The sequence below is a fragment of the Streptomyces misionensis genome (genome assembly GCF_007896895.1).
Classification (GTDB): domain Bacteria; phylum Actinomycetota; class Actinomycetes; order Streptomycetales; family Streptomycetaceae; genus Streptomyces; species Streptomyces misionensis_A.
This window is the reverse complement of sequence record NZ_VOGW01000063.1, coordinates 1-24573: the sequence shown is the minus strand read 5'-3', so window position 1 is coordinate 24573 and position 24573 is coordinate 1. Positions and strand designations below refer to the sequence as shown.

Genomic DNA, 24573 nt, shown 5'->3' with positions numbered 1-24573 from the left:
GCCGCGGTGACCGTCCGGTCCGCCGCCCGCTCCTCCCTTGGGCCGGTCTCCTCCGCGGGCCACCGGGGCTCCGTCCGCTCCCCGGGCCGCACCTCCGCCCCGGCCGGCGCCCCGCTCCCCCGCAGCACCTCGACGTGCACCTCCCGGATCGCCGGACCGGGTTCGACGCCGAGTTCCTCGATCAGGCGCGCGCGCAGATCGCGGTGGACGGCGAGGGCCTCGGCCCGGCGGCCGGTGCGGTGCAGGGCGAGCATCAGCTGGCGGTGGTACGCCTCGCGCAGCGGGTACTCGGCGGCGAGGGCCGCCAGCTCGGGCACGAGCGCCGCGTACCGTCCCGCGCCGAGAGCGAGTTGGGCCTCGTACCGCCACTCCAGCAGGAGCAGCCGTGCCTCCTCCAGACGCGGCACGAGGGCGTTGCCGGCGAGCTCGGCGGGCAGCCCGCTGAGCGGGGTGCCGCGCCACAGCACGAGCGCGGCCGTGCAGGCGCGTGCGACGCCCGGCCAGTCGCGCCGGGCGTACGCGGCGCGCGCCTCGGCGACGAGCGCGTCGAACACGGACACGTCCAGTTCGCCCTGCTCGACACGGAGCAGATAGCCGGGCGGCACGGACCTGAGCCGCTCGGGGTCGTCCAGGAGCCGGCGCAGCCGGGTGACGTGGTTGTGCAGGGAGGCCCGCGCGGAGGCGGGCGGCGCTCCGCCCCACAGGGCGTCCTGCAGCGACTCGACCGACACGACCCGGCCGGGCTCCAGCAGCAGCGCCGCGAGCAGCGCGCGCATCTTGGGGCTGCCGATGGGCCGGGCGGCGCCCTCGGTGGCGTCGTACGGCTCCGTGTCGCGGGGAGGGTCGTACGGCGGGCGGTCGTAAAGGACCGGCGGGCCCAGCAGACCGAACCGCAGCTCGCGCAGCCGCTTCACGCCGCCTCACTGCCTTCCCGCGCGGTCGGGGCCGACCATGCTCCACGGCGGACGCGCGCCCGCCGTACCCTGGCGACATTCCGCCCCGTACGCAACGACTTCCCGCCACCTTCCGCTGACGGCCTTCCGGCAGCGCTCTTTCACATATGGCCTGGTCAACGGCCACCGCACGGCTCGTCGACGCCCTGCTCACGCGCCTGTCGCCGGTCCCGTCCGGCGACTTCCGGACAACCGGTACGCACGGTTCCGGTGAACCGTTGGCCACATGTTAGCGATCTGTTGGCGAGACTTGATGTGATCATTCCATCGGAACCGGTCCGACGGCGCGCGCGTCAGTCGCGTAACTCGGGGGAGTGTCGCCGCAGGCCGGGTCCGGGGGCGAGCATGACCCCGGTCGGCGGAGGTGAACGACCGGGGTCCGTCCCGTTCTCCCGGGCCGGCGGACCCCTCAGATCACCGGCGGCCGGCCCAGCCGCGTGAGCCGCCACACCGTCCGCCAGCGCATCGGGCGGCGCTCGCCCGCCGGCTTCCGCAGGCCCTCCACGAATCCGCCGAGCCAGGCCTTGAGCCCGGCCGCGGAGCGGGTGCGGGCGAGGGTGAGCAGGGTCCAGACGGCGAGGTGCACCGGGATGAGCGGCAGCGGCAGCCTGCGCCGCACGAGCCAGACGCGGTTGCGGGCGTTGACCCGGTAGTAGATGGCGTGCCGGGCCGGGGAGGTCTTGGGATGCTGGAGCAGCAGTTCGGGGGAGTACCGGATCCTCCAGCCCGCGTCGACGGCCCGCCAGGCGAGGTCGGTCTCCTCGTGCGCGAAGAAGAACTCGGCCGGCCAGTCCCCAGTCTGCGCCAGCATGGCCATGCTCAGCGCGTGTCCGCCGCCCAGGAACCCGGTGACGTAACCGCCGCGCATCGGGTCGGAGTTGCCGATCCTCGGCACGTGCCGCTGCTGGGTCTCGCCGTGTTCGTCGGCGATGCGGAAGCCGACGATGCCGAGACGCGGGTCGGCGGCGTACAGGTCGCGCACCCGGCGCAGCACGTCGGCGTCGACGAGCAGCCCGTCGTCGTCCAGTTCCACGACGACGTCGACGTCCCCGAACTCCCGCAGCCGGGCGAGGGCCACGTTGCGGCCGCCCGGGCAGCCGAGGTTCTCCGCCACGTCGATGGCGGTGACCTCGCCGGGCAGGGAGAGCCGCCGGGCGAACTCGGGCAGCCGGCAGCCGTTGCCCACGATCACGATCCGCGCGGGCGCGAGATCCTGCTTCGCCACGGACTCCAGCAGGGCGTCGACCTCGGCGGGCCGGTTGCCCATGGTCACCACGGCGACGGCGATCCTCGGCTCCGCCACGTTCCTCACCCCATCCGGCCGGTGGCGGCGCGCTCCGACCGCGCGCCGCTCTCGTTCACCAAGATGTTGCCTGAGGTCCTCGGGTTCGCCCGCCTCGGCCCCCGTCCCCCGCCCGTGTCACACCGGGGTGGGGCTCGGTATCACCGCCTGCCGCTCGATCCGGGCGAGGATCGTGTGGAGGTCGCCATGGAGGGCGAGGGTCTCGTCGAGCGGCATCACCGGCGACTCCGTCTCCCCCGCCCGCAGGCGGCGGGCGACCTCCTCCGCCTGGTAGCCGTAGCCGTTGCCGAGCACGTCGAGGCGGAAGGTCTCCGGCTCCGCGCCCTCGCGGCGCAGCACCAGGGTGTGCGGCGAGTAGAACGGCGAGGCCACCTCGATGCGGCCCTTGGTCCCGTTCACCACCGCGGTGCACGGCGAGTCGGCCGTGAGGGAGCAGTGCAGCACCGCGACGGCGCCGGAGGCGTACCCCAGAACGATCCCGGTGTTGGCGTCGACACCGGTCGGGGCGGTGGCGGCGGTCGCCTGGATCGTCTCCGGCGCGCCGAGCAGCATCGAGGCGAAGTACAGCGGATACACGCCGAGGTCGAGCAGGGCCCCGCCGCCGAGTTCGGGGGACCACAGGCGGTGCGCCGGGTCGTACGGCGCGCTGGTCCCGAAGTCGGCGTAGACGGCGGTGACGTCACCGATCGCCCCGTCGGCCACCAGCCCCCTCAGCCTGGCGATCAGCGGATTGAACCGGGTCCACATCGCCTCCATGGCGAACAGACCCCGCTCGCGGGCGAGTTCGACCAGCCGCCGCGCATCGGCGGCGTTCGCGGTGAAGGGCTTCTCCACCAGCACCGCCCGGCCCGCTTCGAGGGCGAGGGAGGCGTGGGCGAAGTGGAAGGTGTGCGGCGTCGCCACGTAGACCACGTCGATGCCGTCGTCGGCGACGAGTTGCTCGTACGAGCCCCACGCCCGCTCGGCGCCGTACTGCCGAGCGAACGTTTCGGCGGTTTCCCGGACACGGGAGCCGACGGCGGAAACGGTGTGGCCGGGGAGAAGGAGGAGATCCTCGGTGAACCGCTGGGCGATCCACCCGGTGCCGAGGATGCCCCACTTGAGAGGGGGTTCCGTCATGGCCGCATTCTACGAACGCAACGCTTCCGTCCAAGGGGCGGAAGGAGACCGCCGGATACGGCCCGGGCGACGTGGGCGGGCCCGCCTCGGGCCGCGGTCCCAGGCGGGCCGTTGTCCGAGGCGGGCCGTTGTCCGAAGCGCGCAGTTGCCCGAGGCGGGCCGTTGTCCGAGGGCCGGGCCGCCCGCCGTGACCCCAGAGGCGCGCGGAAGGGACACATGGCAGGGACACATGGCAGGGACACACGGCAAGGAGACACGGCAGGGTGGCACAGGTGCCGGGCCGGTGCCGCCCTGCCGCCCTGCTCAGCAGGCGATCGGCGAGGAGCCGACGGCCACGTCGTCGAACCAGAGGGTGTCGTCACCGCCGCCGTAGCTCTCCCAGCCGAGGCGCAGGCCGGTGGGGCGCGGAGCGGTGGTGCGGGACAGCCACTGCTGGTCGATGTCCGCGGTGGGGACACCGTCCGCGTGCAGGCCGGGCACCTGCTGGTCGCCCAGCCAGGTGTCGAGGTTGCCGTTCGACGTGTTGATCATGAAGCGCAGGCACTGCCAGCTCCCGGTCGGCAGCGGCTTGCTCTGCGCCACGCCGGCCGGGCTCTGCGCGGGCAGGGTGGCGTCGTCGATCTCCCGGTTCCACTGGAGGGCGCCGTTCTGGCCGCCGATGCGCAGCGCCTTGCCGCCCTGGGAGCTGTCGGGCATGGAGACGAAGGCGACGTGCCCGGCCGGGAGCGCGGTGGTGTGCCGCACCCACATGCGGAGGTACAGGGGGCCCACCGACGACAGGTCCGCCGTGGTGGCGACGAAGGCGTGGTTGCAGTAACCGGCCTTGCCGTCCACCCGTATGGACTTGCCGCCGCTGTGCGCGACCGAGGTGTCGACCGTGACCGTGCCGCTGCCCTGGCAGTCGGGCGCGGCGAACTGCCAGGCGCCGGAGGGCGTGGAGCCGCTCTGGTCCTCGAACCCGGAGCAGAGCACGGCACCGCCGCAGTCACCGCCGGTCGGCGGATCCGTGGGGGGCGGCGTGGTCGGAGGCGTCGTGGGCGGGGTCCCCGGGTCGGTCGGCGTCGTGGTGCCGCCGCAGGTTACGCCGTTGACCGCGAAGTCGGTCGGCGTGGGATCGGCGGACTGGTAGGTGCCCTGGACGCCGAAGTCGGCGGAACCGCCCGTCACCAGGGCGCCGTTCCACCCGGCGTCCGTGGCGGTGACGGCCCTGCCGCTCTGGGAGACGGTGGCGTTCCAGGCCGACGTCACCTTCTGGTCACCGCCGTACGTCCAGGTCAGGCGCCAACCGGTGATCGCCGGGCCGAGGTTGGTGACCTTGATCGCGGCGGTGTAGCCGCCGGACCACTGGTTGACGGTGTAGTCGACCCGGCAGCCGGAGTCCGCGGCGCTGCTGGGCGGCGCCGCGATGAAAGCGGAGAGCAGCAGCCCGACGGCCGAGAAGGCCGCCAGTGCGGCCAGGGCCCAGGGTCGATGCCGTAATCGCGTGACGAGAGTGCGCATGGTTGCCTCCGAGACGGAGTGGGAGGTGCCGACGGAAACGTGGGAGCGCTCCCACAATGACACCTACTTTGATCACGCACTGTCAATGCATCGGACACCGCTTCCACGCGGTCCGCGCGCCGGATCGAGAGCTGTGAAGCCCGGACCGCGGGTTCCGGGAACCGACCGCGGGCCCCGGACAACCGACCGCGGACCCGGGAACCGACCGCGGGCACGGAAGCCGACCGCGAACTCCGGGAGCCGTCATGTCGTACCGCTGTCGGGGAACCGGGGCGGGGAACCGGAGAGCGGTCACGATGTCGCGGGCAGCGCGGGGCCACCGTGCCCGTCGTCTCGCGGGTCAGGGGGTGGAGCCGTCGTCGACCGGCCCTCGGCCCGCGGATGCCAGTCGTGCGGCCGGTGGGAGTGGGGCGTGCCGAGGGCAGGCTTCGAATGCCTGGATCACCAGGCCCGCGAAACGTCGGGACGCCTTGACCTGGGAGGCGGCCGATGCGGCGCGGATTCCCTTGTTCGCCATGAGGACGAGGATCAGGTCGTCCAGGACGAAGTCGGACCGCAGGCGCCCCGCTTCCTTGGCCCGCCGGGCCAGTCCGGCGACTGCCCTCACCGTGTACGCACGGCCCGCGGCGAGATCCTCCGCACCCGGGTAGGCCGACAGGAAGGCCTCGGTGAAGCCCCGGTCGCGTGCGTGCAGCTCACAGATTCTCTCGATCACCAGACACAGGCCACGCCACGGATCGGGATCGGCGCACCCCTCGTCGACGATGGCGCGGCATGCGTGCAGCTGGTCCGCGAAGGCCTCGGCGAGCAGTGTCCGCTTGGTCGGGAAGTGACGGTACAAGGTGGCGGGCCCCACCCCGGCACGCCGCGCGACCTCCCGCAGCGGCACGTCGAGGCCGTCGGCGGAGAACAGCGCCCGGGCCGCGTCGAGGATGCGCTCGCGGTTGTCCAGCGCGTCGGAGCGCAGGGCATGAGGCAAACGGTCGGTCACCACTCTCACTTTAGCCAACCGGACGGGGGCGTCCGTTTACCGTCCGGGACGTAGCAGCCCGCACGCCCGAGCAGGACGTAGCAGCCCACACGCCCGAGCAGCACGAGAACCCGGAGACCACCGTGAAGGCCATCTCGATCCAGACGTTCGGAAGTCCCGACGGTCTGGCCGTCGTCGATCTGCCCGTACCCGCGCCCGCCGCCGGGCAGGTCCTGGTGACCACCGAGGCGGTGGGCGTCGGCGGCGTCGACACCCTGATCCGCAGCGGGGCCCTGGCCGCCTACGGCTTCAAGGAGGGCCACATCCCGGGCGGCGAGGTGGCGGGCACGGTGACCGCGGTCGGTGACGGCGTCGACCCGTCGTGGCTCGGCCGGCGGGTGTGGGCCTTCACCGGCACCGGCGGAGGCTACGCCGAACAGGCCGTCGTGCCGGTCGAGCAGGTCCTCCTCCTGCCCGACGGCCTGTCCTCCGCGGCCGCGGTGACCCTGGGCAGTGCCGGCGCGGTGGCCCACTTCGGGCTTCGCCACGCCCGTTTCGCTCCCGGGGAGACGGTCTTGGTGCGGGGCGCGGCGGGCGGCATCGGGATCATGGCGGTGCAGCTCGCGGCTCGCGGTGGCGCCGCCGCGGTGGCGGTCACGACATCGTCGCCCGAGCGCGGCGAGCGGCTGCGCCGTCTCGGCGCGACCCATGTGCTGAACCGCTCCGGCGGCCGAGGGGACGGGGCTTCCGGTAGGGACGGGGCTCACGAAAGGGGCAGGGCTCCCGAGAGCGGCGGGGCTCCCGAGAGGGACGGAACTCCCGCGGGCTATGACGTCATCATCGATGTGGTGGCCGGCGCGGACATGCCGTCCTTCTTCGACCGGCTCAATCCGAACGGTCGCATGGTGGCCGTGGGCGCCGTCGCGGGTCAGCCGCCCGCGGACTTCGGCACGAGGATCATGACGGAGTTCCGGAAGTCGCTGTCCTTCGCCGCCTTCAGCGCGGCCACCGTCGCCCCGGCCGCGCTGCGTGCCGTACGCGCCGAGCAGTTCGCCGCGGCCGCCCGTGGCGAGATCGCGGCGGTGGTGCACGAACTGCTTCCGCTGGACCACGCCGTACTGGCCCACCGGAAGATGGACGCGGGTGAAGTCTTCGGCAGGATCGTGCTGGCACCGCGCGGCGCAGGCGCCGCCTCCGCTGAACGACGAAAGGCCAGCTAGGACGCTTCCTAGCTGGCCTTTCCGGTGGAGCCGCTTTCGGGATTCGAACCCGAGACCTACGCATTACGAGTTGTCTGATCTTGGTCTCTAGGGGTCCACGACCGTCCGGCATCAGGACCGCGCCCCTGATCAAGAAGCCCATTGAGCTGTGGTGGATGAGAGCGGACCGCCTCGGACTCGGCCGCAATCGAGACCTCAACTGAGACCGTCTTGCAAGGACTCCCGGGCCCCTAAGAACGCCCAGGGAGTCCTGGGAGCCGCATCGCCGCGTAAGGGCACGTCCACGCCTGCTGGAGAGGTCGGGAGTTGGCGGGCAAGCAGCAGACTCAGTCGTGCGACTCCGGCATCAGGACGAGCCGGTGAGGCTCAACCCGACGGCCAGTGACTCCACCTGATGGGCCGTCACTCACGCGCAGTAGGCGGTTGACGCGCGCCACTCTCTCGGAGTAAACCTTTGCCTGCGTCGATCCGCGTCGGCGCGGCTTCACGACACTTGGACCTCCAAATCCGGGTGGCCCTAGGGGCACTGCGATCTGAACGGAAGACACGGGCAAGGGGCCCGGGTCGACCAACGGTGAAGGTTCTGTTGTCGACGGACGTGGCAGGCGCCACGGAGCACGCCGTTTCGGACGGTTCCCTTCGTGGGCGGACGACACTGTCTCTCTATTCCGGCGTCGCGCCCTTAAGCCGTCGCAGCAACTCGGCTGCAGCACGGTGGTGTCACGATGGGCAAATCCCTGTGACCGAGCACGACAACCCGCTCTTTGACGAGCCGCAGCACCCGCAGCCCCGCATCGAGCTCCCTGCCCAGTCGGAGCACGACCTGGAGGCTCTGAGCATCACCCGCCGCCCCCAGCCGCTGCCGGAGGTGCCGGCCACCGCCGCGCTGCGCAAGGTTGCGACGCGGCTGGAGAAGAACTCCCGCACCAACCTCGATGAGGACGCCCGAAAGGCCGCCGCGGCACTGCAGGTCGAGCCCGAGCGGGCCGCCCTGCTGGTCACCGCGCAGCCCAACGGCGTCTCACTGCTCAGCGAGGTAGCCGTCCCTGGCGGCACCTTGGACGTCATCGAGTGCCGAGCCTGGGCCCGGATGCTATTCCCCCTCTACCAGCCCCGTATTGCGGCCATGTCCCTTTCCGTGCCCGCTCCCCGGCTGTTGGACGACCAGGACGAGCACGGCCATCCTCTCGCCCAGGCTCGCTGCGAGTTCTCTTCCCCGAAGGAACTCGCCGAGCTGGTCCGCGAGACGGTGCGCAGCACCCTGAACACGCCGAAGTCCGACTACTCGGACTCGATCATGCAGAGGGGCGTCTCCGAGCCGCTCTTGGTCATCCTCGTCCGGGTCACCTTCACCGACGGCTCGCCCTCCCGCGTGCTGCCCATCGTCGTGGACGGCATCTCCCGGCTTTCGTCCGTTGCGAAGACCCGCACCAACCGGACCAATGAGGGCACTGCCGACGCCGTGGTGGAGGACCTCCTCCGCGACCCGAACAGCCTCCGTCGGGCGGTCCGCGACGAGGTCATCACGTACAACGCAGCCCACCAGCGCGGGCTGACCGACCAGGTCGTTCGAGTCGGCCAGGCGGCAACCGTGCCCGTGCGCCTGGTCGTCGGCGCCCACAACGGCAACACCCTGGAGGTCGCCCAGTGACCACGCAGACGTTGGTCGGGGGCGCGAGCGCCCCGACGCCCACCTTCTCGTTCGTGACGATGGTGGAGAACCTCGTCGCCGGCGAGCACCTGGAAAAGAACCCCTGGACCCAGGACGCGATGTGGCACAACATCGCCAACCAGGTCATCGACGCCCTCGTCACTCGTGGCGTACTGACCCGGGCCCAGGCCGACATCGTCACCGGAGTTACCCCGCTCGCCGACCTTCCCACTCAAATCGGCTGCCCCGACGCCTCCCCCATCTGGCGCGCGGTGTACACCACCCATGCCCTCACCGCGGGTGCCGCCTTCCGCGCAACCAAGGCCGAGATCCGCAACATCATGGCCCGCCGCGCCGTCACCAACAAGCAGTTCTCCTTCATGCTCGGCGTCGTCGTCGACCGCGACGTGCGCCAGGCCAAGAGCCGCAAGGAGAAAGGCAGCCACAAGCCCTCTTCCCTGCAGACTGCCCGCAACGCCTTCGGGGACGGCGGATACCTCACCGACGCCGTGGCCGGGACCTCCTGGACGCCGATCTACAAGACTCCCACCGAGCTCTTGGAGATGGCACTGGCCGGCAACGCTGCGGCCCGGACCACGCTGATGATCGGCGGAGGCTACGCCCTGATCATGGACGGATACCTCACCCGAGACCGTGAGTCCAAGTTCTACGAGGGCACGACGCCCTACCGCGCCACCCCGCCGGTGATCCTCACCGACTTGGTCAGCCACGCCTACGGACTGCGAGTGCTCGCTACCGCTTGGAGCCGGTGGAACCCCGAGCTTCCGAACCACGAGTACAACATCCCGGACATCAAGGAGGACGGGACGATCGTCATCGCGGGGCAGACCGTCGAGACTGTTAAGCCGCTGCGGCTGACCGAAAGCCGGCTCTTCGAAATCGCCAACCCGAGCAAGGTGCTGGCCGGCTTCCTCAAGCAGCAGGAGAACCGTAAGGCGCAGAACCGTCCCGCCAGCCCGGAGGAGCGCGACCGCGCGAACCGTGAACGCCTCACCTTCGCGCTGGAGATCGCGCGGGAGGCCGCCGCCGAACTCCAGGCTTCCACAACCTCGCCGCCGCCTCACCCCTTCGGCAGCCACGACGAGTGGAAGAAGGGGGTGGACGCCTCGCACGAGGTGTACCTCACGCTCGTGAAGAACGAGCCCGACGCCCAGGCCGGATTCATCGCCAGCGACGACCCGGACAACGACGAGGAAGACTCGTACTAGTCGGTAGTAGAAACCAGCGCTCGCTGACCGAGGCGTCGGTCGAAAATAACCGGCCGACGCCTCGACGCGTGCTCAGCCCGAGGTCCCTGCCTTTCCTCCCCCACACTGACCGTTGCGGATTGCCACCGGATCGAGCGACCTCGCTGGGGGTTTCCCTGCCCTGACAGGACGGTTCCACCGTGTCAGGCCGGATCCGAGTGCTCTCGCATCTCCGTGGCCATCTTGTCGACAACGGCTTCCGGGACACGGAGAGTGCGGTCACTCCCCAGATGGGCACCAGGCAGCTTCCGCTGGCGAACCATTCGCCACACCGCACTCTTGGATACGCCAAGCCTGTCGGCGACCTCACCCGCTGACAGGAGTCGACCCCTTGCTCCGCGGGGCCTGCGCGGTTGCGGCAGGGACGGACGTGACAAACCAATCTGCACCCGCGGGTGAGTACCCTGCTCGCGTGAGGGATGGTCACCCCTCGTATCCGCAGCGCATGGTTCCGTGTTGTCCTGGGACGGCCGTCCGCCTAGGTCATTGGAGGGAGGCGCTGAGTCGGGAAGGGGCACGATCGGGACACGAGCAAGCGCAGCGACTACTTGGGCGGCAGAGTCACGCGATCGCACCCCGCGGGTGTCGGGGCGAAAGGCATCCGTCTCGCGGGTCAGCGCGGTGAACACTTGACGAACGAAGGACTTAGGCGACATCGGCCTCTCCTCCCCTGAGGGAAGTGGACTGTGTCACGGGCGTGTCAGGTGAGCAGGGTTCCCTCGCCGGGGGGAGCGTCTGTGCGGTCTGGAGCGACACGGGCTCAACGACCGGATGAGATAGTCCTTGCCGCAAGAGCTGCTCAACTATCTTCGGGGCAGCTACGCCCACCGCGATGGCTCCCAGAGGTCCAGCGATCTGCCCGGAGCTACCGAAGGCTGCGGCTAGGCCAGCGCCGAGAGCGTTCCGTATGAGCACGGCAACCAGGTACGGGGCCAACGGAACCTCGTCAGGCATCTTCCACGGGAAGCCCTTCACCCGCTGTATCGCGCGATGCAACTCCAGAGCCTCAACCGCAGCGGATCCAACAAGCCCCCATAAGCACGCTGTCCACCACTCCACGCTGGCCTCCCCTGGTGAGCGCGGCTGCATGATTAGTCCAGCATGGCGGTAGACGGCTGTTCGGCGCCAGAACTGGGTGCCTTGGGGTGCAGGAGAGCCGAACTTTGCCCCTGGACTGCTTGCTCCCGAACGCGATCAGGCGCCTTCGTGACCTTGTCTCGCTGTCGCTGACCTGCTCATCCTCCTCCAGCTCCGTCCGTAACCGTCCGGGACGATCCTGGCGGGGCTGCTGCGTTTGCCCCCCGTTTGGCCCCCCCGAGTAGGGCACGTGACTGCTGTATCCGCGAAGGTCAGCCAGCGACAACGCTGCTCACCCTCAGCGATCCGCGAAGAGGGGCACTGGAACCCGTACCGACGCTGGTGCCTGGGCGCATCGCAGGGTAGGTTCACTGTGTTAATAGATCGTGTGTTCGGTTTATCGGGCTACCTTCACCCCGACCTGTGGTTCAGTTTCGTGCGGGAATTACTGGGATGGGGTACAGTCATGTGTCATGAGCGAGCAGCAGGATGCGCTTGAGGACCTTGGGTCCAGTGGTGTGCTCTCCGCCCTTGCCTGGGCCAATGCGTCGGCTTACCGGCGCACGATGGAGGACTACGACCCCGACACGGGGCATGATCAGGGGTGGGTCGGTTCGACTGCCCATAGGCTCTTCTGTGACCGTCTGCACAGGGTTTTCTCTACCGGCAAGCACGCCGTGGATTCTCCCGAGGCCGCTTCCGCGGGCCTGGACGCCGTGGCGGCCGGCCTCTTTCCGGGTGAGTACCGAAAGATGCCGATCATTGCTCCCGGCGTGGTCACCTGGTCGGATCTCAACCGGTCACCGGGGTGGCGGTGCGGGCGCTGGCGCTTCCTCCTCGCCTCGTTCGTCTACGGCGAGAGCAACCGGATCCCCTGGCCTCAGAAGAGCCCCACCAAGCGGCTTGTCGCATCCCAGGTCAAGCCCGAGGGGTGGATCGACAGCCACCCCATGCTTCCGTTCGACGACGAGACCGTTCCCTCGTCCCTCGCAGCGATCGTTCAGGCGATGGTCGAGGAAGGCGATGATTCTGAGGTGACGACGCTCATCGTTGCCCACAGCGTCGAACTTGAGGCGGGTATTCGAGAACTTTACCTGGGCCGCTCTCGTTTGAACCGTGGGGGAGGGGAAGCTTGGTACTGGAAGCATGATCTACTTGCTACCGACTTCGGAACTCCCGGCACGGGAACGATTCCGGCTCCCCCCGGCCCCCGCCCCGGAACGCCCGACGTGCAGGACGCTCCTGTCCGTCTTCGCCGCGAGGCGCGGGAGGGGAACGACAAGTAATGAAACGAGTGGATGGTCATGGATTCCTCGCGCCGCACCGAAGTGCAGGTGGGTGACGCCTCTCGCCTCTTTGATGGACAACGCCTAACGCTGGCACGGCAGTTGGTCGGTCTGCGGAAAAACGCACTTGCGGCGAAGATCGACAAAAGTGCAACTGCTATCGCTGCGTACGAAAACAACACAAAGCGACCAGCACCGGCGACGGTCGCTCAGTTGTGCCTGACGCTTGGTGTGGACCCGGGTTTTTTCCTGCCCGGTCCGCATCAGGCTGCTGTCAACAATTCCATTCCGCACTTCAGGTCTTTGCGTTCCACGACGCAGCTAGCGCGAGACCAAGCTTTTGCATACGGAATTATCGCTGGAGATGTCGGCGCTGCTCTTGAGCGGCATGTCGAGTTCCCTGAGCCAAGCATCCCGAGACTGAGCGTGGACGTCGACGACGAGGTGAGCGCCCTCCCTGAGGAGGCTGCCCGGCTATTGCGCGACCACTGGGAAATCAAGCCTGGTCCGGTCGGTCATCTCGTCCGTCTCGCGGAGAACCACGGCGTCGTTGTTGTGTTCAGTCCAGCACAGACCGCCACGGTTGACGCCTATTCATTCGATGATGGATATAGGCCGACGATAGTCTTGAATCCGGCCAAGGAAGATTACTACCGTCAGCGCTTTGATGTCGCTCACGAGCTAGGTCACCTGGTAATGCATGTGGATGCCGAACCGGGGGGCAGGGTCGTGGAGAATCAAGCGCACCGATTTGCGGCCGAACTACTGCTACCCGAGGACGAGTTGAGGGATCTTCTGCCAAGTAAGGCGGACTGGAGGATTCTTGCCTCTCTGAAGGAGGCGTACGGCGTCAGCCTTCAAGCTTTGCTTTACCGATCCAGGTCGCTAGGCGTCATGAGTGACGTGACATATCGTAATGCAATTGCCTACTTGTCCTCCAAGGGCTGGCGGCGACGTGAGCCCGGCGAAATGCCAGCGGTGGAACAACCGTCGCTCTATCCGCGGGCAGTCGAAATCCTATCCAGTGTCGGCATGGATGAAATTTCCCTAGCTAGGGAAGCCAGGGTGACGCCGGGTATTTTCCGCACTGTAACTGCGAGGGTTCCAGTACGTGAGGATCTTTTCTATGAGCCCCAAGAAGTAAAAAGTCAGGCAGACCTAGATGGGGTCATTCCATTGTTCCGAGGAAAGGAACAGCCCGGGGCCTAAGCCCCGGGCTGGCTTCTTGTGGTGAGGAGCCTGACCGTGGCATGAAACCGGGCTTCTCCTGAGCCAACGCATAGAGCCGGCTGAGGTAGTCCTGCACCGCAGGGGCGGACTGGTCTTCACCTGCCCCAAGACGAAGAAGAGTCGCAACGCGGTCCCGATCCCGCCCGTCTTCATCCCCTCCTGCTCGATCACAAGGAACGGCAGGAGGGGATGTGGGCTGCTGCCGGGGAGCTGTGGCAGGAACACCAGCTCGTCTTCTCGCGGCCCGATGGGCGCCCACTGGACCCCAGGGTCGACTACGAGGGCTCCCGCCTCTCTACGGCGGTAGCGGACCATGGGAGCCTGGAAGCCTTGAACTTTTGAGGTGCCAACGGACGAACGGAGAGGGAACGAGTGTCGCAGCAGGCCAGCCCTCGGGGGACCTTCCTGAAGGTCGCGGACTCGGTAAAGGCACTGATCCAGCGCGACCCGGAGATGACGGAACTGCCGTCCCTGGCTGAGGTCATGCGCGAACATGGAGTTTCACGGGGTGTCGCTATCCGCGCCTACGGCGTGCTGCGGCAGGAAGGTCTGGCAGAGCCAGCTCCTGGCGAACGCTGGCGCGTCATCCGATCCGGTTCGCAGGTCGACCGCCGTCCCCTCTACGAGAGGATCGCGGATGTCATCGTGGCTGACGGGCTCCAGGCGGGGGAAGCGTTCCCGAGTGCTTCCTCACTGGCTGAGCGGTTCGGGGTTTCACGCCCCACGGTGACCAAGGCGCTGGAGAAGTTGGAGGCCGCCGGCGTGCTCGCGGGGGGCGGACAAGGCAAGGTGCGGACAGTCCGCGCCGTGCCGACGCGAGAGGAGCGTTCATAGCTTGTCGAAGCTGACGGAATGGGCCTATCCCCTGGCCGAGTCCCTGCTTGCCGAACCGCTGCCTCGGCGTTGGCAGCACTGCTTGGGTGTCGCAGAGAGGGCACGCACGATCGCGCTGGTCCTCGGCCGGGACGCCGATCTCCTGGAGGCAGCAGCCGTACTACACGACATCGGGTACGCGCCCGACCTGGCCAAGACGGGATTCCACCCGCTGGATGGCGCGCGCTATCTCCGAGATGTGGCCGGCGCCGACGCTCGGGTCATCAACCTGGTCGCTCACCACTCCTGCTCCTGGCTGGAGGCGGACGCCCGGGGCATGCGGCAGGAGTTGGAAGGCGAGTTTCCCCGCGAGCAGGAGCACCTGAACGACGCGCTCTGCTACTGCGACATGAACACCACGCCAGACGGCACGCCCACCAACCCGATCGACCGAATCAACGAGATCACCGGACGGTATGGGCCCGAAAGCCTGATCGGTAGGTTCATCCGTCGGGCCGAGCCCGAGATCCTTGCATGCACCTCCCGCGTGCTCGAACGGGTCGCCGCCGCCAAGCGTCAGCCGATGTAGGGGTTCACCCGCGTCCGGTCCATGGCGTGCTCGATACGGAGCCGCATGGTCGGGTGGACGTCGAAGTCGCGCAGGTCCGCAGGGTCCACCCAGCGGACCTGCGTCGTCTCATCGCTCGTACGCAGCTCCCCACCGACCGGCCGGGCCCGGAAGCAGATGCTGAACTGTTGGCGCACTTCCCCGTCGTCGTACTGCATGACGTGGCCCGGGTCGGTGTAAATCCCGGACATGTCGACGACTTCGGCCTTGATGCCGGTTTCTTCCCAGACCTCACGCACCACGGTGTCGCTGATGGACTCCCCTACGTCGTGACCGCCACCCGGCAGAGCCCAACGCCCGTTGTCGGAGCGCTGGATCATGAGCACCTGTCCCGCGTCATTCTGGACGAACGCGACGACGGACGGCACCACCGAGTTGGCCGGCGGGGCCTCGGGGTCGTGGAGGTAGTCAATGCGTCCCATGGTCAGGCTCCCCTGTCGGCATCGGTGATCGGGCGCGCGTTCTCCCAGGTGTGTTCGATGCTATTCGCGTACGTATCGAACAGCCCCCCGGCCCCCAGTCGACGCAGGTGCAGCACAGGAGCCATATAGGCGCCGATGCCGTACACGTGAGGGTTGACCAGCATCTCGTCATCGGCTCGATAGAGCGAGTTGTAGAGGGTCGAGTCATGCAGCCGGAAACCGATGTCCGGGTGACTCCTCATGAGCGGCCGGTAGAGAACCAGAGCGTTGCGGATCTTGCCGTCCATGATCTGGTGACCCTCATCTATGCCGCGTTGCCGTACGGCCGCGCAGTCGGGGTCCCCGAGCAGGATGCGCACCCGCACGCCCGCCGCCACCTTCGCCTTGAGCAGCTCATGGAACAGTGGGTCCTCGGACAGGAAGAGCCCGGAGTAGACAAGGACGTCAAGGGTCTTCTGCGCCCTGCCGTAGATCTCACGCCAGAGCCCGGATGGCACTGTGTGCCGGTGCGGGTAGACGGTGCCGATCTCCGCCTTCGCCAGGTCGCTCGCGCTGTCGACCGTGCGGGCATCGTCCCACAGTGTCGTGACGTCCACCTTGAGCACCGCGGCCGTCGCGTACTGGTGACGCCGGTACGGCACCTTCCCCTGAGTGATCCAGCGCTCCACCGTCTTCGGGTTGACCTGGATCGCCTCGGCCAGGTCCTGGATGGTCATGCTCCGGGCCAACAGGGCCGATCGCAAACGCTCGTTGGACATCTGCACCCCCGGTGGGACGTCTAGGGACTTCTTGACGGTAGCCAGATCTCCCCGAGGTGTCCACGCGCGGGGTGCCTAACTCCCCTGACCTGCAGCGATTCTGATGGTGCGCCAAGAAGTTCCGGCGCAAAACCAAGAGGTTCGGATGCAGTACTTGACGAACCCCTATGCAGTACCTGTAAAACAGGTACTGCACCGCACGGAGGAAAGCCCCACGAGGGGTGAGTACGAAGGAAGCGGCTGTTGCTTGAGAACTCAACAGAGTGCCGACCCAGCCACCTGAACACGGGTGGTCGATGGGTGCGGGTCACCACCCCGACCGCCCATGTCGGGCCGGGTGACCTGCCCTGATCCGCTCTTCGGGGCGGTGACGGCATACGTGATTCGACTTGCGAAGAACCTTCAGCGGCCTAGCCGCTACAGCCCCGGTCCGGCCGATCTCGGGCCTACGCCTCGAATGCAGGCCGGGGCACTCCCGCTGCCCAGCGGGCCACTCACATCCCCCAAGGAGAACTTCATGCGTTTCCGTAGCAGCGCTTCCGCCGCCGCCGCCAACGACCTGAACAAGGGCCGCACGAGCGCCGACCTGCAGCGCGAGTACGACCTGATCAGCCGCGAGCGCGCCGGGGGCCACAACTCGCTCAGCGCGATCACCGCGCAGAACGACATCGCCCGCGAGCAGGAACGCCGGGGCCGCTGACCCCAAAAGCCCCGATGGTCGCAGGCCGGGTTCGACTCCCGGCCGGGGCACGCATCACCGGCCACTTCGTCTGGAGTTCGCATGAGAACTGTCGAGATCGTCTCGTTCGGCTACCTGCACGACGACCCGCCGGCGGCGCACCTGACCGTCGACCTGCGTCACCACTTCCGTGACCCGCACGTCTCGCCCGAGCTGCGGTACATGACCGCGAACGACGAGCCGGTACGGGCCGCGGTGCTGGGAACGCCCGGCATCACGGACCTGGTGGAGGCCACCGCCATGGCGGTCGAGGCGTTCGCCTCCGGCCCGAGCGCCGGAACCGTGACCGTCGCCGACGGATGCGCGGGCGGCCGGCACCGGGCCCCGACGTTCGCCGGCGCGCTCGCCGAGCGGCTGACGGCCGCCGGTCACCAGGTGAGCGTCCGTCACCGCGACCTGGACAAGGACGTCGTCCAGCGCTGAACAGCTACCGCTCCCGCCCGAACCGCCCGTGCCGAACGGGCGGGAGCACGGGGAGCCGGAACCGCCCACAGGGCGGCCGGGCCCGTCCACTCACGACACGACACCCCAGGGGGTTCGGATGTTCGGCAAGAAGCAGGAGTCGAAGGCGCCGGATCTGACCAGCGCGGACGCCTTCGCCAAGGGCCAGAAGATCTACGACCGCATGGAGCGCGGCGAGTGCAAGGACGTCACGTCCGAGCTGTACGCCACGTTCGGCACGAAGCCCAAGAAGGGCTGACCACACCCGCCCACTCACAGAACGGCGCGCGGCTCCCGGGGTGCCACCCGGGAGCCGCTGTTCGGGCCGTTCCACCTGCAAGGGAGACCACGACCCAATGAGTCACATCGTCACTGTTCAGGACGCTGTTACCGCGTTCGCCGACTGGATCGAGCCGACCGGCGCGGAGCTGGACGCGATCGAGGAGGAGATGCCGCTGATCCTGGCGGACGTCGACCTGCTGGACGCGCAGATCGTCACCCTGGACCGCACGCCGAGCGAGCTGGACGCCCGCCGTATCCGCCGGGCCCGTCGCCGGGTGCTGGCGGAGCGCGCGGCGCTGGCGAACCGCACCGCCGCCACGGCGAGCCTGCCGGGGGGTGCCGCATGAGCGCCACGACCGGACAGACCCTGACCGCCGCGCACGCCGAGGTGAAGGCGGAGATCTCGCGGACCGACAGCAAGACCAGTCTTCTCCTCGCCTTCGTCGGCGCGGTCCTCGCCGGGGCGTGGAGCGTCGGCACCGGTCTCCACCTCACCGGGCCCGCCCGCATCGTCGGTGGTGCTGGCATGGGGCTGCTGCTGGTGGCGGCCGGGCTGCTGCTGTGGTCGGTCCGCCCCCACCTCGGCGGCCGGCACGGCTTCCCGCTGTGGGCCACCCTCACCCCGGAGCAGATCACCGACGCCCTCTCCCAGGACCTCGCCGCCGACATCGCGGGCTTGTCCCGGCTCGCGGTGCGGAAGTTCGCCGGCCTGCGTCGCGCGGTCGACCTCACTCTCGCCGGCGGCGCCTTGCTCGTCCTCGCCGCCCTGCTCGCCTTTGGGGGTGCGGCGTGACCGATCTGCTGACCATGGTGTCGGCGGCCGGGCCGCTGGCCGGCGGGTGGGGTGCCCACGGGCTTTGGATGCGCCGCCGGTTGTCGGCCGCGCGCCGGGACCTGCTGTCGGGTCTGTGGACCCGGGCCCCGTTCGAGCGGCGTGCATCCCGTCTGCTGGCCCGCCACCACGCGGCGGTGGTGCTGGTCGATCTCGACGGGTTCAAGGCCCTCAACGACACCTTCGGGCATGCGGCCGGTGATGAGGCGATCCGTGCCACCGCGGCGAGCCTGAACGATGCGCTCGCCGAGAAGCGCGGGGCTGTTGCGGCCCGGCTGGGTGGGGACGAGTTCGCCGCCGTGGTGCCGCTGGAGGAGCCGTTCACGCTGCCGTGGCTCCTCAACGGACTGCATGGGGCGATCACTTCTCCCTTCCGTCACGGGGGCCGTGACCTCACCGTCGGCGCCTCCATCGGCGCCGCCCTGTCCAGCGACCTCACCGAGAACGGCCGCCCGGCCGGTGCGGCGATGCTGCCGGTGCTGCTGCGGCTGGCGGATGAGGCCATGTACGCGGCCAAACGCGCGGGCGGGGGCTGGAACTACCCCGGTGCCAGCGAGCCACGTTGCACGACGACCGCCGGGCGGCGTACCGGACGCCCCGGCACCCACCACGGGGAGGCGGCGTGAAGGCGAAGACCGCACTGCCCGCTGTCGCGATGACGGCGGTGTCCATGGTGCTGACCCTGGCCGTGGTGATGATGTGGCTGGGGGCGGCGGTGCCGTGGCCGGTGGCGCTGGTCGTCGGTCTCGGGATCGATGGCGGCTGGTTGGCCACCCTCGCCTACGAGCGCCGCCTCGCCGCGCAGGGCGACCACAGCAACACCGTGACCGGTGTCGGCTGGGGCTTCGGCCTGATCGCAACCGGTGTCCTCGTCGCACACGCCCTCACCGTCGACGGCTTCGCCGCGGCGTGGCTGGCGGTGGCCTGGCTGCCCGTCGCGGCGAAGGCGCTGTGGCTGATTCACGGGCTGTGGGAGCGCACTGCGCTGACCCCGACCGCGCTGGACGCGATCCGGGGCATTCAGCAGGAGGCCCGCGACGAGGCGGCCGTGGCCCGTGCCCGGCTGCGGGCGGAGGCGGCCACGGAGGAGACCCGGCTGACGGCCGTGACGGGGGCCGGGGCACGCGTCGCACGCGTCCAGGCCGAGACCGCCCAGGCCCTCGCCGAGGCGTGGTCGACGCTGGAGCGGGCCCGTGCGGGCGAGGAGACCGGCAGGGCGCTGACCAGCGTGACGGGCCGCGTCACACCCGGTGTCACACCCCGCTGGGAGCTCCCCGTGTGGGGCCCGCTGGAACCCGTGGCGGCGCCCGCGCTGGAGGGGCCTGCTCTCTCGGACACGGAGCTGGACGCGCTGGTGGACGAGATCCGCACCAGTCGCACCCCGCCCTTGTCCTACCGGGAGATGGCCGCTCGGTTCCGCGCGGCCGGCCACTCTGCCTCCGAGGTCCGCCTTAGGGCTGCGTGGAAGCGGGTGGCCGCATGACCACACCCTCTACGGCCACCGTGAAGGCGTTCAGCTTCGGGGGCGGCGTCCAGTCGACTGCCGCCCTGGTCCTTGCTGCGCAGGGGGAGCTGGACTTCCGCACGTTCCTGATGGCCAACGTCGGGGACGACTCCGAGCACCCCGGAACGCTGCGCTATCTGCGCCAGTACGCCATCCCCTACGCCCAGGCCCACGGGCTGGAGCTGGTGGTCCTGGATCGGGTGATGAAGCGCTCGGGTGAGGTCCGCACGCTGTATCAGGACCTCACCCGGGAGGGCTCGCGGTCGCTGAAGATCCCGGTACGGATGTCGAACGGGGCCCCCGGCACCCGATCGTGCACCGCCCAGTTCAAGATCAAGGTCATCGGCGACGAACTCAAACGCCGAGGCGCCACGAAAGAGACGCCGGCCACGGTCGGGATCGGCATCAGCCTGGACGAGATCGACCGGGCCAACAAGCGGCGCTGCGAGCCGCACGAGCGGATCGAGTATCCGCTGCTGGAGCGCGGTATCCGCCGGATCGACTGCGCGCGGATCATCCGCAGCGCGGGCCTGCCCGTGCCGCCGAAGTCGTCGTGCTGGTTCTGCCCGTTCCACCGGCCCGAGACCTGGCACGACATGCGCCGCAACGAGCCCGAGCTGTTCGAGAAGGCGTGCCAGCTCGAAGAACTCCTCAACCGCCGGCGTGACGAACTCGGCAAGGACCACGTCTGGCTGACCCGGTTCAACCGGCCACTGCGCGCCGCGATCCCGGACGGCGTGGACACGCTGCCGTTCGACGAGTGGGACTCCGGCTGTGACTCCGGCTGGTGCATGACCTGAACTCCCCCGGCTGCACCGCCTGGCCGACCGCCGCGGTGCAGCCGGGGCCCCGACCTCCCATTCCCTTCCCTTCGCTGAGGAGTGCCTGACATGGGCAAGCCCGACACCCGCCGCCTGGACAAGGCGATCCGCGAGACCGAACGCAAGCTTGAGGCCGTCCGCAACCAGGAGATGTGGCCGCTGAACGGGCGCGAGCGCCGCGCCGTGCTCGGCGCGGTCACCTCCGGCGCCTACAACCTGCACCGCGGCAACGGCACCGCCCGCGCCGACCGCCGGTTGGACACCACCTGGCAGAGCGCCGAGACCCGCCTCATCGCCGAGATCACCGCCCTTCAGGTCGAGCGGCAGCGGATCGTGAACGAGGCCGCCGCCGCGAAGGCCGAGAAGAAGTCGTCGGGGTGGTGGTGACGTGGCTGTCCCCGAGACGCCTCCCGGCGAGTGCCCGCAGTGCTGGCAGCACGCCTACGACTCCCGTAACGCCCACCGTCACCTGGGGCCGCGTGAGGACTGCCCGGAGTGCGTGGACCACATGCGCAACGGCTGCCCCTACCTGGTGCCGAAGAAGCCCTCCTTCTGGTGGTGAGCATGAGCGACCGCCGTTGCCCGGCCGCGCACCTGGACGACCCCACCGTCTGCGGGGGCCCGGTCGTGGTGACCGTGCTGGACCGCTTCAACGCCGGCGCGGACGGCTGCGAGCACCACGGCGCCCGCCTGCTGGCGTCCCTGGACGGGGGCCGCATCTACCCGCTGCCTGACGCCCCGCCCGGCGCATCCATCCGCGTCTTCAAAGCCGCCGCCAGCATCCGCCCCTTCTGCTGGCTCGACGGCCCCCGCACCGCCCCGTCCCAGCTCAGCCGCGCCGAGAACCACACCCAATCCGGCCGCTGACTGCGCGTCCGGCCCCGCCCGCGCCCCCTGCCGGGCGGGGCCCGGATGCCCCCTCACCCCCTCCCGCCCCGTGTGGGGCAGTCAGGAGTCTGCCGTCATGAGCGGCACCGTCGTTCACCTGCACAAAGAACCCAACCCCACCCCCGTGCCCGAGTCGGGCCCGGTGACCGAGCTGACCGTGGTCCCCGACCCGCCGGCCACGCCGCCTGTTCCGTTGTGGGTGCGCTCCGGGCGCGCGGTCCGCACGGCCGTGACGCACGAGCACACGCGCACGGCGGCCCGCGCGATGGTCCGGCACTCCCTCTACGTGGCCGGCGGGGCCCGGATCGTGGCCCGCCGCACCTGGGACGGCCGCACGGCCGCCCGCTACGAACGCATGCTCCGTGCGGCGGAAGCCGCGGGCAACCACGAGGCCGCCGCCGAGTGGGAGGAACGCGGGCAGCGCTTCCGTGAGGCCCGCCACCGCCGCCGCATGGACCTGCTCCACTCCCCCCTGGACGCCGCCAAGGGCGTGGGGATCAGCGCCGGTATGGGCGTCGGCGGCCTGGTCCTGCTCGGGGTCGCGATGGCGGTCGCGACGAAGGACCCCGCCGAGGTGGTCACGCCGCTGATGGCAGTCATCAAGTTCATCAACCTGATGATCACCATCGTGCGGGTCGTGTGGGGGCCCGCGATCACGATCGGGCCGTTCCTCGCCCTGCTCGCCCTGTGGTCGGTCGGCGCCCACCAGCACGCAGCCCCGCAGTGGGCCCTGCCCGACCGCGTGCGCAACGGCGAGGGGGAGCCGATCACCCCGTCCATCGTGGTCAAGGCCCTGCGCGACCTCGGTGTCCCGGCGTTGCGCAGGGCCATCACGGAGATGGGCGACGCCGGCGCCTCGATGCTGTCTCCGATCACCATCGCCGGATGCGGCGTCGAAGTCGACGTGACCCTGCCCTCGGGGGTCTCCACGATCGAGGTGCAGCAGCGGCGCCGCAAGCTCGCCGAGAACCTGTCCCGGCACGAGCACGAAGTGTTCATCACCATCCCGCAGGCGGCCCGCACGGTGCGGCTGTGGGTTGCCGACTCCGGGGCGCTGGACGAGCCGATCGGCCCGTCCCCGCTGGTCACGGACGAGACGCTGACCGCCGACTACGCCAAGGGCAAGGCCCCGTGGGGACAGGACCTGCGCGGTGACGCCGCGTTGCTCAGCCTGTTTCAGCGGATGCTGCTGGTCACCGGCATGTCGAACCAGGGCAAGACCGCCGCCCTGCGAGCCCTCGCGCTGTGGCTGGCCCTGGACCGCACCGTGGAATTCCGCATCGCCGACCTCAAGGGCGTGGGCGACTGGGCCATGTTCGACGGTCTGGCCACCGTCCTCATCCAGGGCCCGACCGATGACCACGTGATCCAGGCAACCGAGATGGTCGAGGCGGGCGTGGAGGAGATGAACCGGCGCATCCAGGCCCCGGCCGGCACCGAGTTCCCGCCGCTGATCCTGCTCGTGGACGAAGCACAGGTGGCGTTCATGTGCCCGGTCAAGGACGAGGAGAAGCGGCCCTACGGCGGCAGCAGCCAGAACTCCCGCTACTTCATGGCCTGCCGGAAGATCCACAACCAGGGGCGGGCGGTCAACGTGCTGCTGTGGCAGGGCACGCAGGACCCCACTGACCAGAACCTTCCCAAGCTGGTCCGCGAAGGCGCCCACACCCGCGCCGCGCTCGCCCTGGGCACCGAATCGCAGTCCCGCATGGCGCTGGGCGACAAGGCCGTCAACGGCGGCGCCGCCCCGCACCTGCTGCGGCCCGGCCTGGACAAGGGCACGCTCGTCGTCGCCTCCGACGGCATCGAGATCCCCAAGGGCCAGTCGTCCATCACCGTGCGCACGCACTACATCGACAACGACACCGCCGCCGAGATCGCCGACCGGGCGAAGCGGCTGCGCGCGGGCGTCACCACGCTGCACGTCATCGAGCGGGGCGAGGACCGCGACCCGCTCGCCGACATCGCGAGCGTCTTCGGCACCGCGAGCCGTCTGTTCACGCAGGACGTGCTCAAGCGGCTCACCGCGCTCAGCGAGGACGCCTACGGCACCTGGACGCCCGGCGACCTCCGCCGCGTGCTGGAGGGCACCGGAGCCGAGCCGTACAAGTCCGACGGCCGCATGGTCGTCGCCCACGAACGCGTCACCCGCGCCCTCGCCAACCGCGACTCCGACGGTTCCGCTTCCGCCTCCCAGTGACAGGGAGGCGACCCCCGGCGGGCCAGGGAGGCAGGGAGAACTCCCTGAACCCCTCCCTGACCCACCTCCCTCCCGCTGACCAGCAGAAATGATCGTCCAGGGAGTCAGGGAGGCCCGCAGGTCAGCACCCCCGAAACCCCCTCCACAACGCCCCCGCAAGGGGGTGCCTCCGCCTCCCTGAACCATGACCGGAAGGGATTCCGCATGTACCCGGAGACCACCGCCAACGCCGCTCCTGCGACCGGGCAGGAAGCCATCCCGCTCGCCGACGCCATCGTTCAGGCCGCCATCGACAACGCCATCCGGGAAGCGCGTCTGAACGACGCCAGCCCCACGGCCGTCATCGGCGCCACCCCGCCCGTCGCTCAGCCCGGCCGGCCGCCGATGAGTCAGGGCGCCACCGACGCCAGCGTGCTCATGCTCGCCGGCGGCGCCAGCGCCTCCATGGTCGGCCTCGCCTCCGCCGTGGTCATGTACGTCTCCCAGTACGCCGACCCCGCAGTGTGCGCCATCGTCTTCGGCGCCCCCACCGCCCTCGTCCTCGCCCTCGCCCGACTCGCCAAACGCGCCAAGCCCGCCCCGACCGTCCACCACCACTACGAGGGCCCCGTCCACCAGGACCAGCGCAACGTCACCACCACCACGCGCGGCGTCTGGGCCAAGACCAC

At 69.6% G+C, this 24573-nt stretch carries 28 protein-coding genes and 1 pseudogene; 21 read left to right on the top strand and 8 right to left on the bottom strand.

Annotated features, from left to right (window positions below; genetic code table 11):
* From FRZ03_RS11520 to FRZ03_RS11500, 5 genes are all read right to left on the bottom strand, one after another.
* The coding region (locus FRZ03_RS11520) for an AfsR/SARP family transcriptional regulator (protein ID WP_398660142.1) at positions 1 to 914 on the bottom strand (914 nt) is incomplete at its 3' end.
* Between the two features lie 448 nt (positions 915 to 1362).
* Complete coding sequence (locus tag FRZ03_RS11515) at positions 1363 to 2256, bottom strand: glycosyltransferase family 2 protein (RefSeq protein ID WP_146465048.1); 894 nt, start codon at positions 2254 to 2256, stop codon at positions 1363 to 1365.
* A 117-nt stretch (positions 2257 to 2373) separates the two neighbouring features.
* Positions 2374 to 3375 carry a Gfo/Idh/MocA family protein gene (locus tag FRZ03_RS11510; protein ID WP_146465047.1) on the bottom strand — a complete coding sequence of 334 codons (1002 nt, stop codon included), beginning with the start codon at positions 3373 to 3375 and terminating at the stop codon, positions 2374 to 2376.
* Positions 3376 to 3678: 303 nt separating this feature from the next.
* Positions 3679 to 4875 carry a cellulose-binding domain-containing protein gene (locus FRZ03_RS11505; RefSeq protein ID WP_146465046.1) on the bottom strand — a complete coding sequence of 399 codons (1197 nt, stop codon included), beginning with the start codon at positions 4873 to 4875 and terminating at the stop codon, positions 3679 to 3681.
* A gap of 340 nt (positions 4876 to 5215) precedes the next feature.
* Positions 5216 to 5866 (bottom strand): TetR/AcrR family transcriptional regulator, encoded by a 651-nt coding sequence (locus FRZ03_RS11500; RefSeq protein ID WP_146465045.1) that lies wholly within the window; start codon positions 5864 to 5866, stop codon positions 5216 to 5218.
* A gap of 122 nt (positions 5867 to 5988) precedes the next feature.
* Here FRZ03_RS11500 and FRZ03_RS11495 point away from each other — a divergent pair, with 122 nt between their 5' ends.
* From FRZ03_RS11495 to FRZ03_RS11485, 3 genes are all read left to right on the top strand, one after another.
* Positions 5989 to 7065 carry a zinc-binding dehydrogenase gene (locus tag FRZ03_RS11495; protein WP_186785365.1) on the top strand — a complete coding sequence of 359 codons (1077 nt, stop codon included), beginning with the start codon at positions 5989 to 5991 and terminating at the stop codon, positions 7063 to 7065.
* A gap of 739 nt (positions 7066 to 7804) precedes the next feature.
* On the top strand, positions 7805 to 8716 hold the full coding sequence (locus FRZ03_RS11490; RefSeq protein ID WP_146465044.1) for a hypothetical protein: 912 nt from the start codon (positions 7805 to 7807) through the stop codon (positions 8714 to 8716).
* Positions 8713 to 9945 carry a hypothetical protein gene (locus FRZ03_RS11485; protein WP_146465043.1) on the top strand — a complete coding sequence of 411 codons (1233 nt, stop codon included), beginning with the start codon at positions 8713 to 8715 and terminating at the stop codon, positions 9943 to 9945. The genes FRZ03_RS11490 and FRZ03_RS11485 overlap by 4 nt, the downstream gene beginning before the upstream one ends.
* 182 nt (positions 9946 to 10127) lie before the next feature.
* Here FRZ03_RS11485 and FRZ03_RS41180 read toward each other — a convergent pair whose 3' ends face one another.
* Entirely contained in the window at positions 10128 to 10640 is a 513-nt protein-coding gene (locus FRZ03_RS41180) for a helix-turn-helix domain-containing protein (protein WP_146465042.1), read from the bottom strand.
* Between the two features lie 894 nt (positions 10641 to 11534).
* Between FRZ03_RS41180 and FRZ03_RS11475 the strand changes: the two genes are divergently transcribed.
* The 5 genes and pseudogenes from FRZ03_RS11475 (at position 11535) to FRZ03_RS11455 (ending at position 14979) form a co-directional block, all read left to right on the top strand.
* Positions 11535 to 12347 carry a hypothetical protein gene (locus FRZ03_RS11475; RefSeq protein ID WP_146465041.1) on the top strand — a complete coding sequence of 271 codons (813 nt, stop codon included), beginning with the start codon at positions 11535 to 11537 and terminating at the stop codon, positions 12345 to 12347.
* 12 nt (positions 12348 to 12359) lie between these two features.
* Positions 12360 to 13556, top strand: coding sequence for a helix-turn-helix domain-containing protein (locus tag FRZ03_RS11470; RefSeq protein WP_261398894.1), 1197 nt, complete (start codon positions 12360 to 12362; stop codon positions 13554 to 13556).
* A 103-nt stretch (positions 13557 to 13659) separates the two neighbouring features.
* Positions 13660 to 13856 (top strand): annotated as a pseudogene (locus FRZ03_RS40235) (tyrosine-type recombinase/integrase); the annotation flags it as partial.
* Positions 13857 to 13949: 93 nt separating this feature from the next.
* Positions 13950 to 14411 (top strand): GntR family transcriptional regulator, encoded by a 462-nt coding sequence (locus FRZ03_RS11460; protein WP_146465040.1) that lies wholly within the window; start codon positions 13950 to 13952, stop codon positions 14409 to 14411.
* Position 14412: 1 nt separating this feature from the next.
* Positions 14413 to 14979, top strand: a complete 567-nt coding sequence (locus FRZ03_RS11455) for an HD domain-containing protein (protein ID WP_146465039.1) — start codon at positions 14413 to 14415, stop codon at positions 14977 to 14979.
* Here the strand turns inward: FRZ03_RS11455 and FRZ03_RS11450 are convergent.
* Complete coding sequence (locus FRZ03_RS11450; RefSeq protein WP_146465038.1) at positions 14967 to 15440, bottom strand: NUDIX domain-containing protein; 474 nt, start codon at positions 15438 to 15440, stop codon at positions 14967 to 14969. The genes FRZ03_RS11455 and FRZ03_RS11450 overlap by 13 nt on opposite strands.
* Before the next feature lie 2 nt (positions 15441 to 15442).
* Entirely contained in the window at positions 15443 to 16156 is a 714-nt protein-coding gene (locus FRZ03_RS11445; RefSeq protein ID WP_261398892.1) for an XRE family transcriptional regulator, read from the bottom strand.
* Positions 16157 to 16715: 559 nt separating this feature from the next.
* On the opposite strand from FRZ03_RS11445, the gene FRZ03_RS11440 reads away from it, so the two are divergent.
* The 13 genes from FRZ03_RS11440 to FRZ03_RS11385 form a co-directional block, all read left to right on the top strand.
* Positions 16716 to 16898, top strand: a complete 183-nt coding sequence (locus FRZ03_RS11440; protein ID WP_146465036.1) for a hypothetical protein — start codon at positions 16716 to 16718, stop codon at positions 16896 to 16898.
* Positions 16899 to 16979: 81 nt separating this feature from the next.
* Positions 16980 to 17360, top strand: coding sequence for a RapZ C-terminal domain-containing protein (locus FRZ03_RS11435; RefSeq protein WP_146465035.1), 381 nt, complete (start codon positions 16980 to 16982; stop codon positions 17358 to 17360).
* Positions 17361 to 17478: 118 nt separating this feature from the next.
* The gene (locus tag FRZ03_RS39030) at positions 17479 to 17637 is read left to right on the top strand and encodes a hypothetical protein (protein ID WP_186785363.1); all 159 of its coding nucleotides are present in this window, start codon (positions 17479 to 17481) and stop codon (positions 17635 to 17637) included.
* Positions 17638 to 17734: 97 nt separating this feature from the next.
* The gene (locus FRZ03_RS11430) at positions 17735 to 18007 is read left to right on the top strand and encodes a DUF6284 family protein (protein ID WP_146465034.1); all 273 of its coding nucleotides are present in this window, start codon (positions 17735 to 17737) and stop codon (positions 18005 to 18007) included.
* Positions 18004 to 18453, top strand: a complete 450-nt coding sequence (locus FRZ03_RS11425) for a Pycsar system effector family protein (RefSeq protein WP_146465033.1) — start codon at positions 18004 to 18006, stop codon at positions 18451 to 18453. The genes FRZ03_RS11430 and FRZ03_RS11425 overlap by 4 nt, the downstream gene beginning before the upstream one ends.
* Positions 18450 to 19118: a GGDEF domain-containing protein gene (locus tag FRZ03_RS11420; RefSeq protein WP_186785362.1), complete on the top strand. Its 669-nt coding sequence runs from the start codon at positions 18450 to 18452 to the stop codon at positions 19116 to 19118. The genes FRZ03_RS11425 and FRZ03_RS11420 overlap by 4 nt, the downstream gene beginning before the upstream one ends.
* Complete coding sequence (locus FRZ03_RS11415) at positions 19115 to 19975, top strand: protein spdB (protein ID WP_146465032.1); 861 nt, start codon at positions 19115 to 19117, stop codon at positions 19973 to 19975. The genes FRZ03_RS11420 and FRZ03_RS11415 overlap by 4 nt, the downstream gene beginning before the upstream one ends.
* The gene (locus tag FRZ03_RS11410; protein ID WP_146465031.1) at positions 19972 to 20796 is read left to right on the top strand and encodes a phosphoadenosine phosphosulfate reductase; all 825 of its coding nucleotides are present in this window, start codon (positions 19972 to 19974) and stop codon (positions 20794 to 20796) included. Before FRZ03_RS11415 ends, FRZ03_RS11410 begins: the two co-directional genes overlap by 4 nt.
* Before the next feature lie 90 nt (positions 20797 to 20886).
* Positions 20887 to 21204 (top strand): hypothetical protein, encoded by a 318-nt coding sequence (locus FRZ03_RS11405; RefSeq protein ID WP_146465030.1) that lies wholly within the window; start codon positions 20887 to 20889, stop codon positions 21202 to 21204.
* 1 nt (position 21205) lies between these two features.
* Complete coding sequence (locus tag FRZ03_RS11400) at positions 21206 to 21379, top strand: pRL2-8 (RefSeq protein WP_146465029.1); 174 nt, start codon at positions 21206 to 21208, stop codon at positions 21377 to 21379.
* A 2-nt stretch (positions 21380 to 21381) separates the two neighbouring features.
* Entirely contained in the window at positions 21382 to 21684 is a 303-nt protein-coding gene (locus tag FRZ03_RS11395; protein WP_146465028.1) for a hypothetical protein, read from the top strand.
* A 97-nt stretch (positions 21685 to 21781) separates the two neighbouring features.
* Positions 21782 to 23905, top strand: coding sequence for an ATP-binding protein (locus FRZ03_RS11390; RefSeq protein WP_146465027.1), 2124 nt, complete (start codon positions 21782 to 21784; stop codon positions 23903 to 23905).
* 204 nt (positions 23906 to 24109) lie between these two features.
* On the top strand, positions 24110 to 24573 hold a 464-nt coding region (locus tag FRZ03_RS11385; RefSeq protein WP_261398891.1), incomplete at its 3' end, for a hypothetical protein.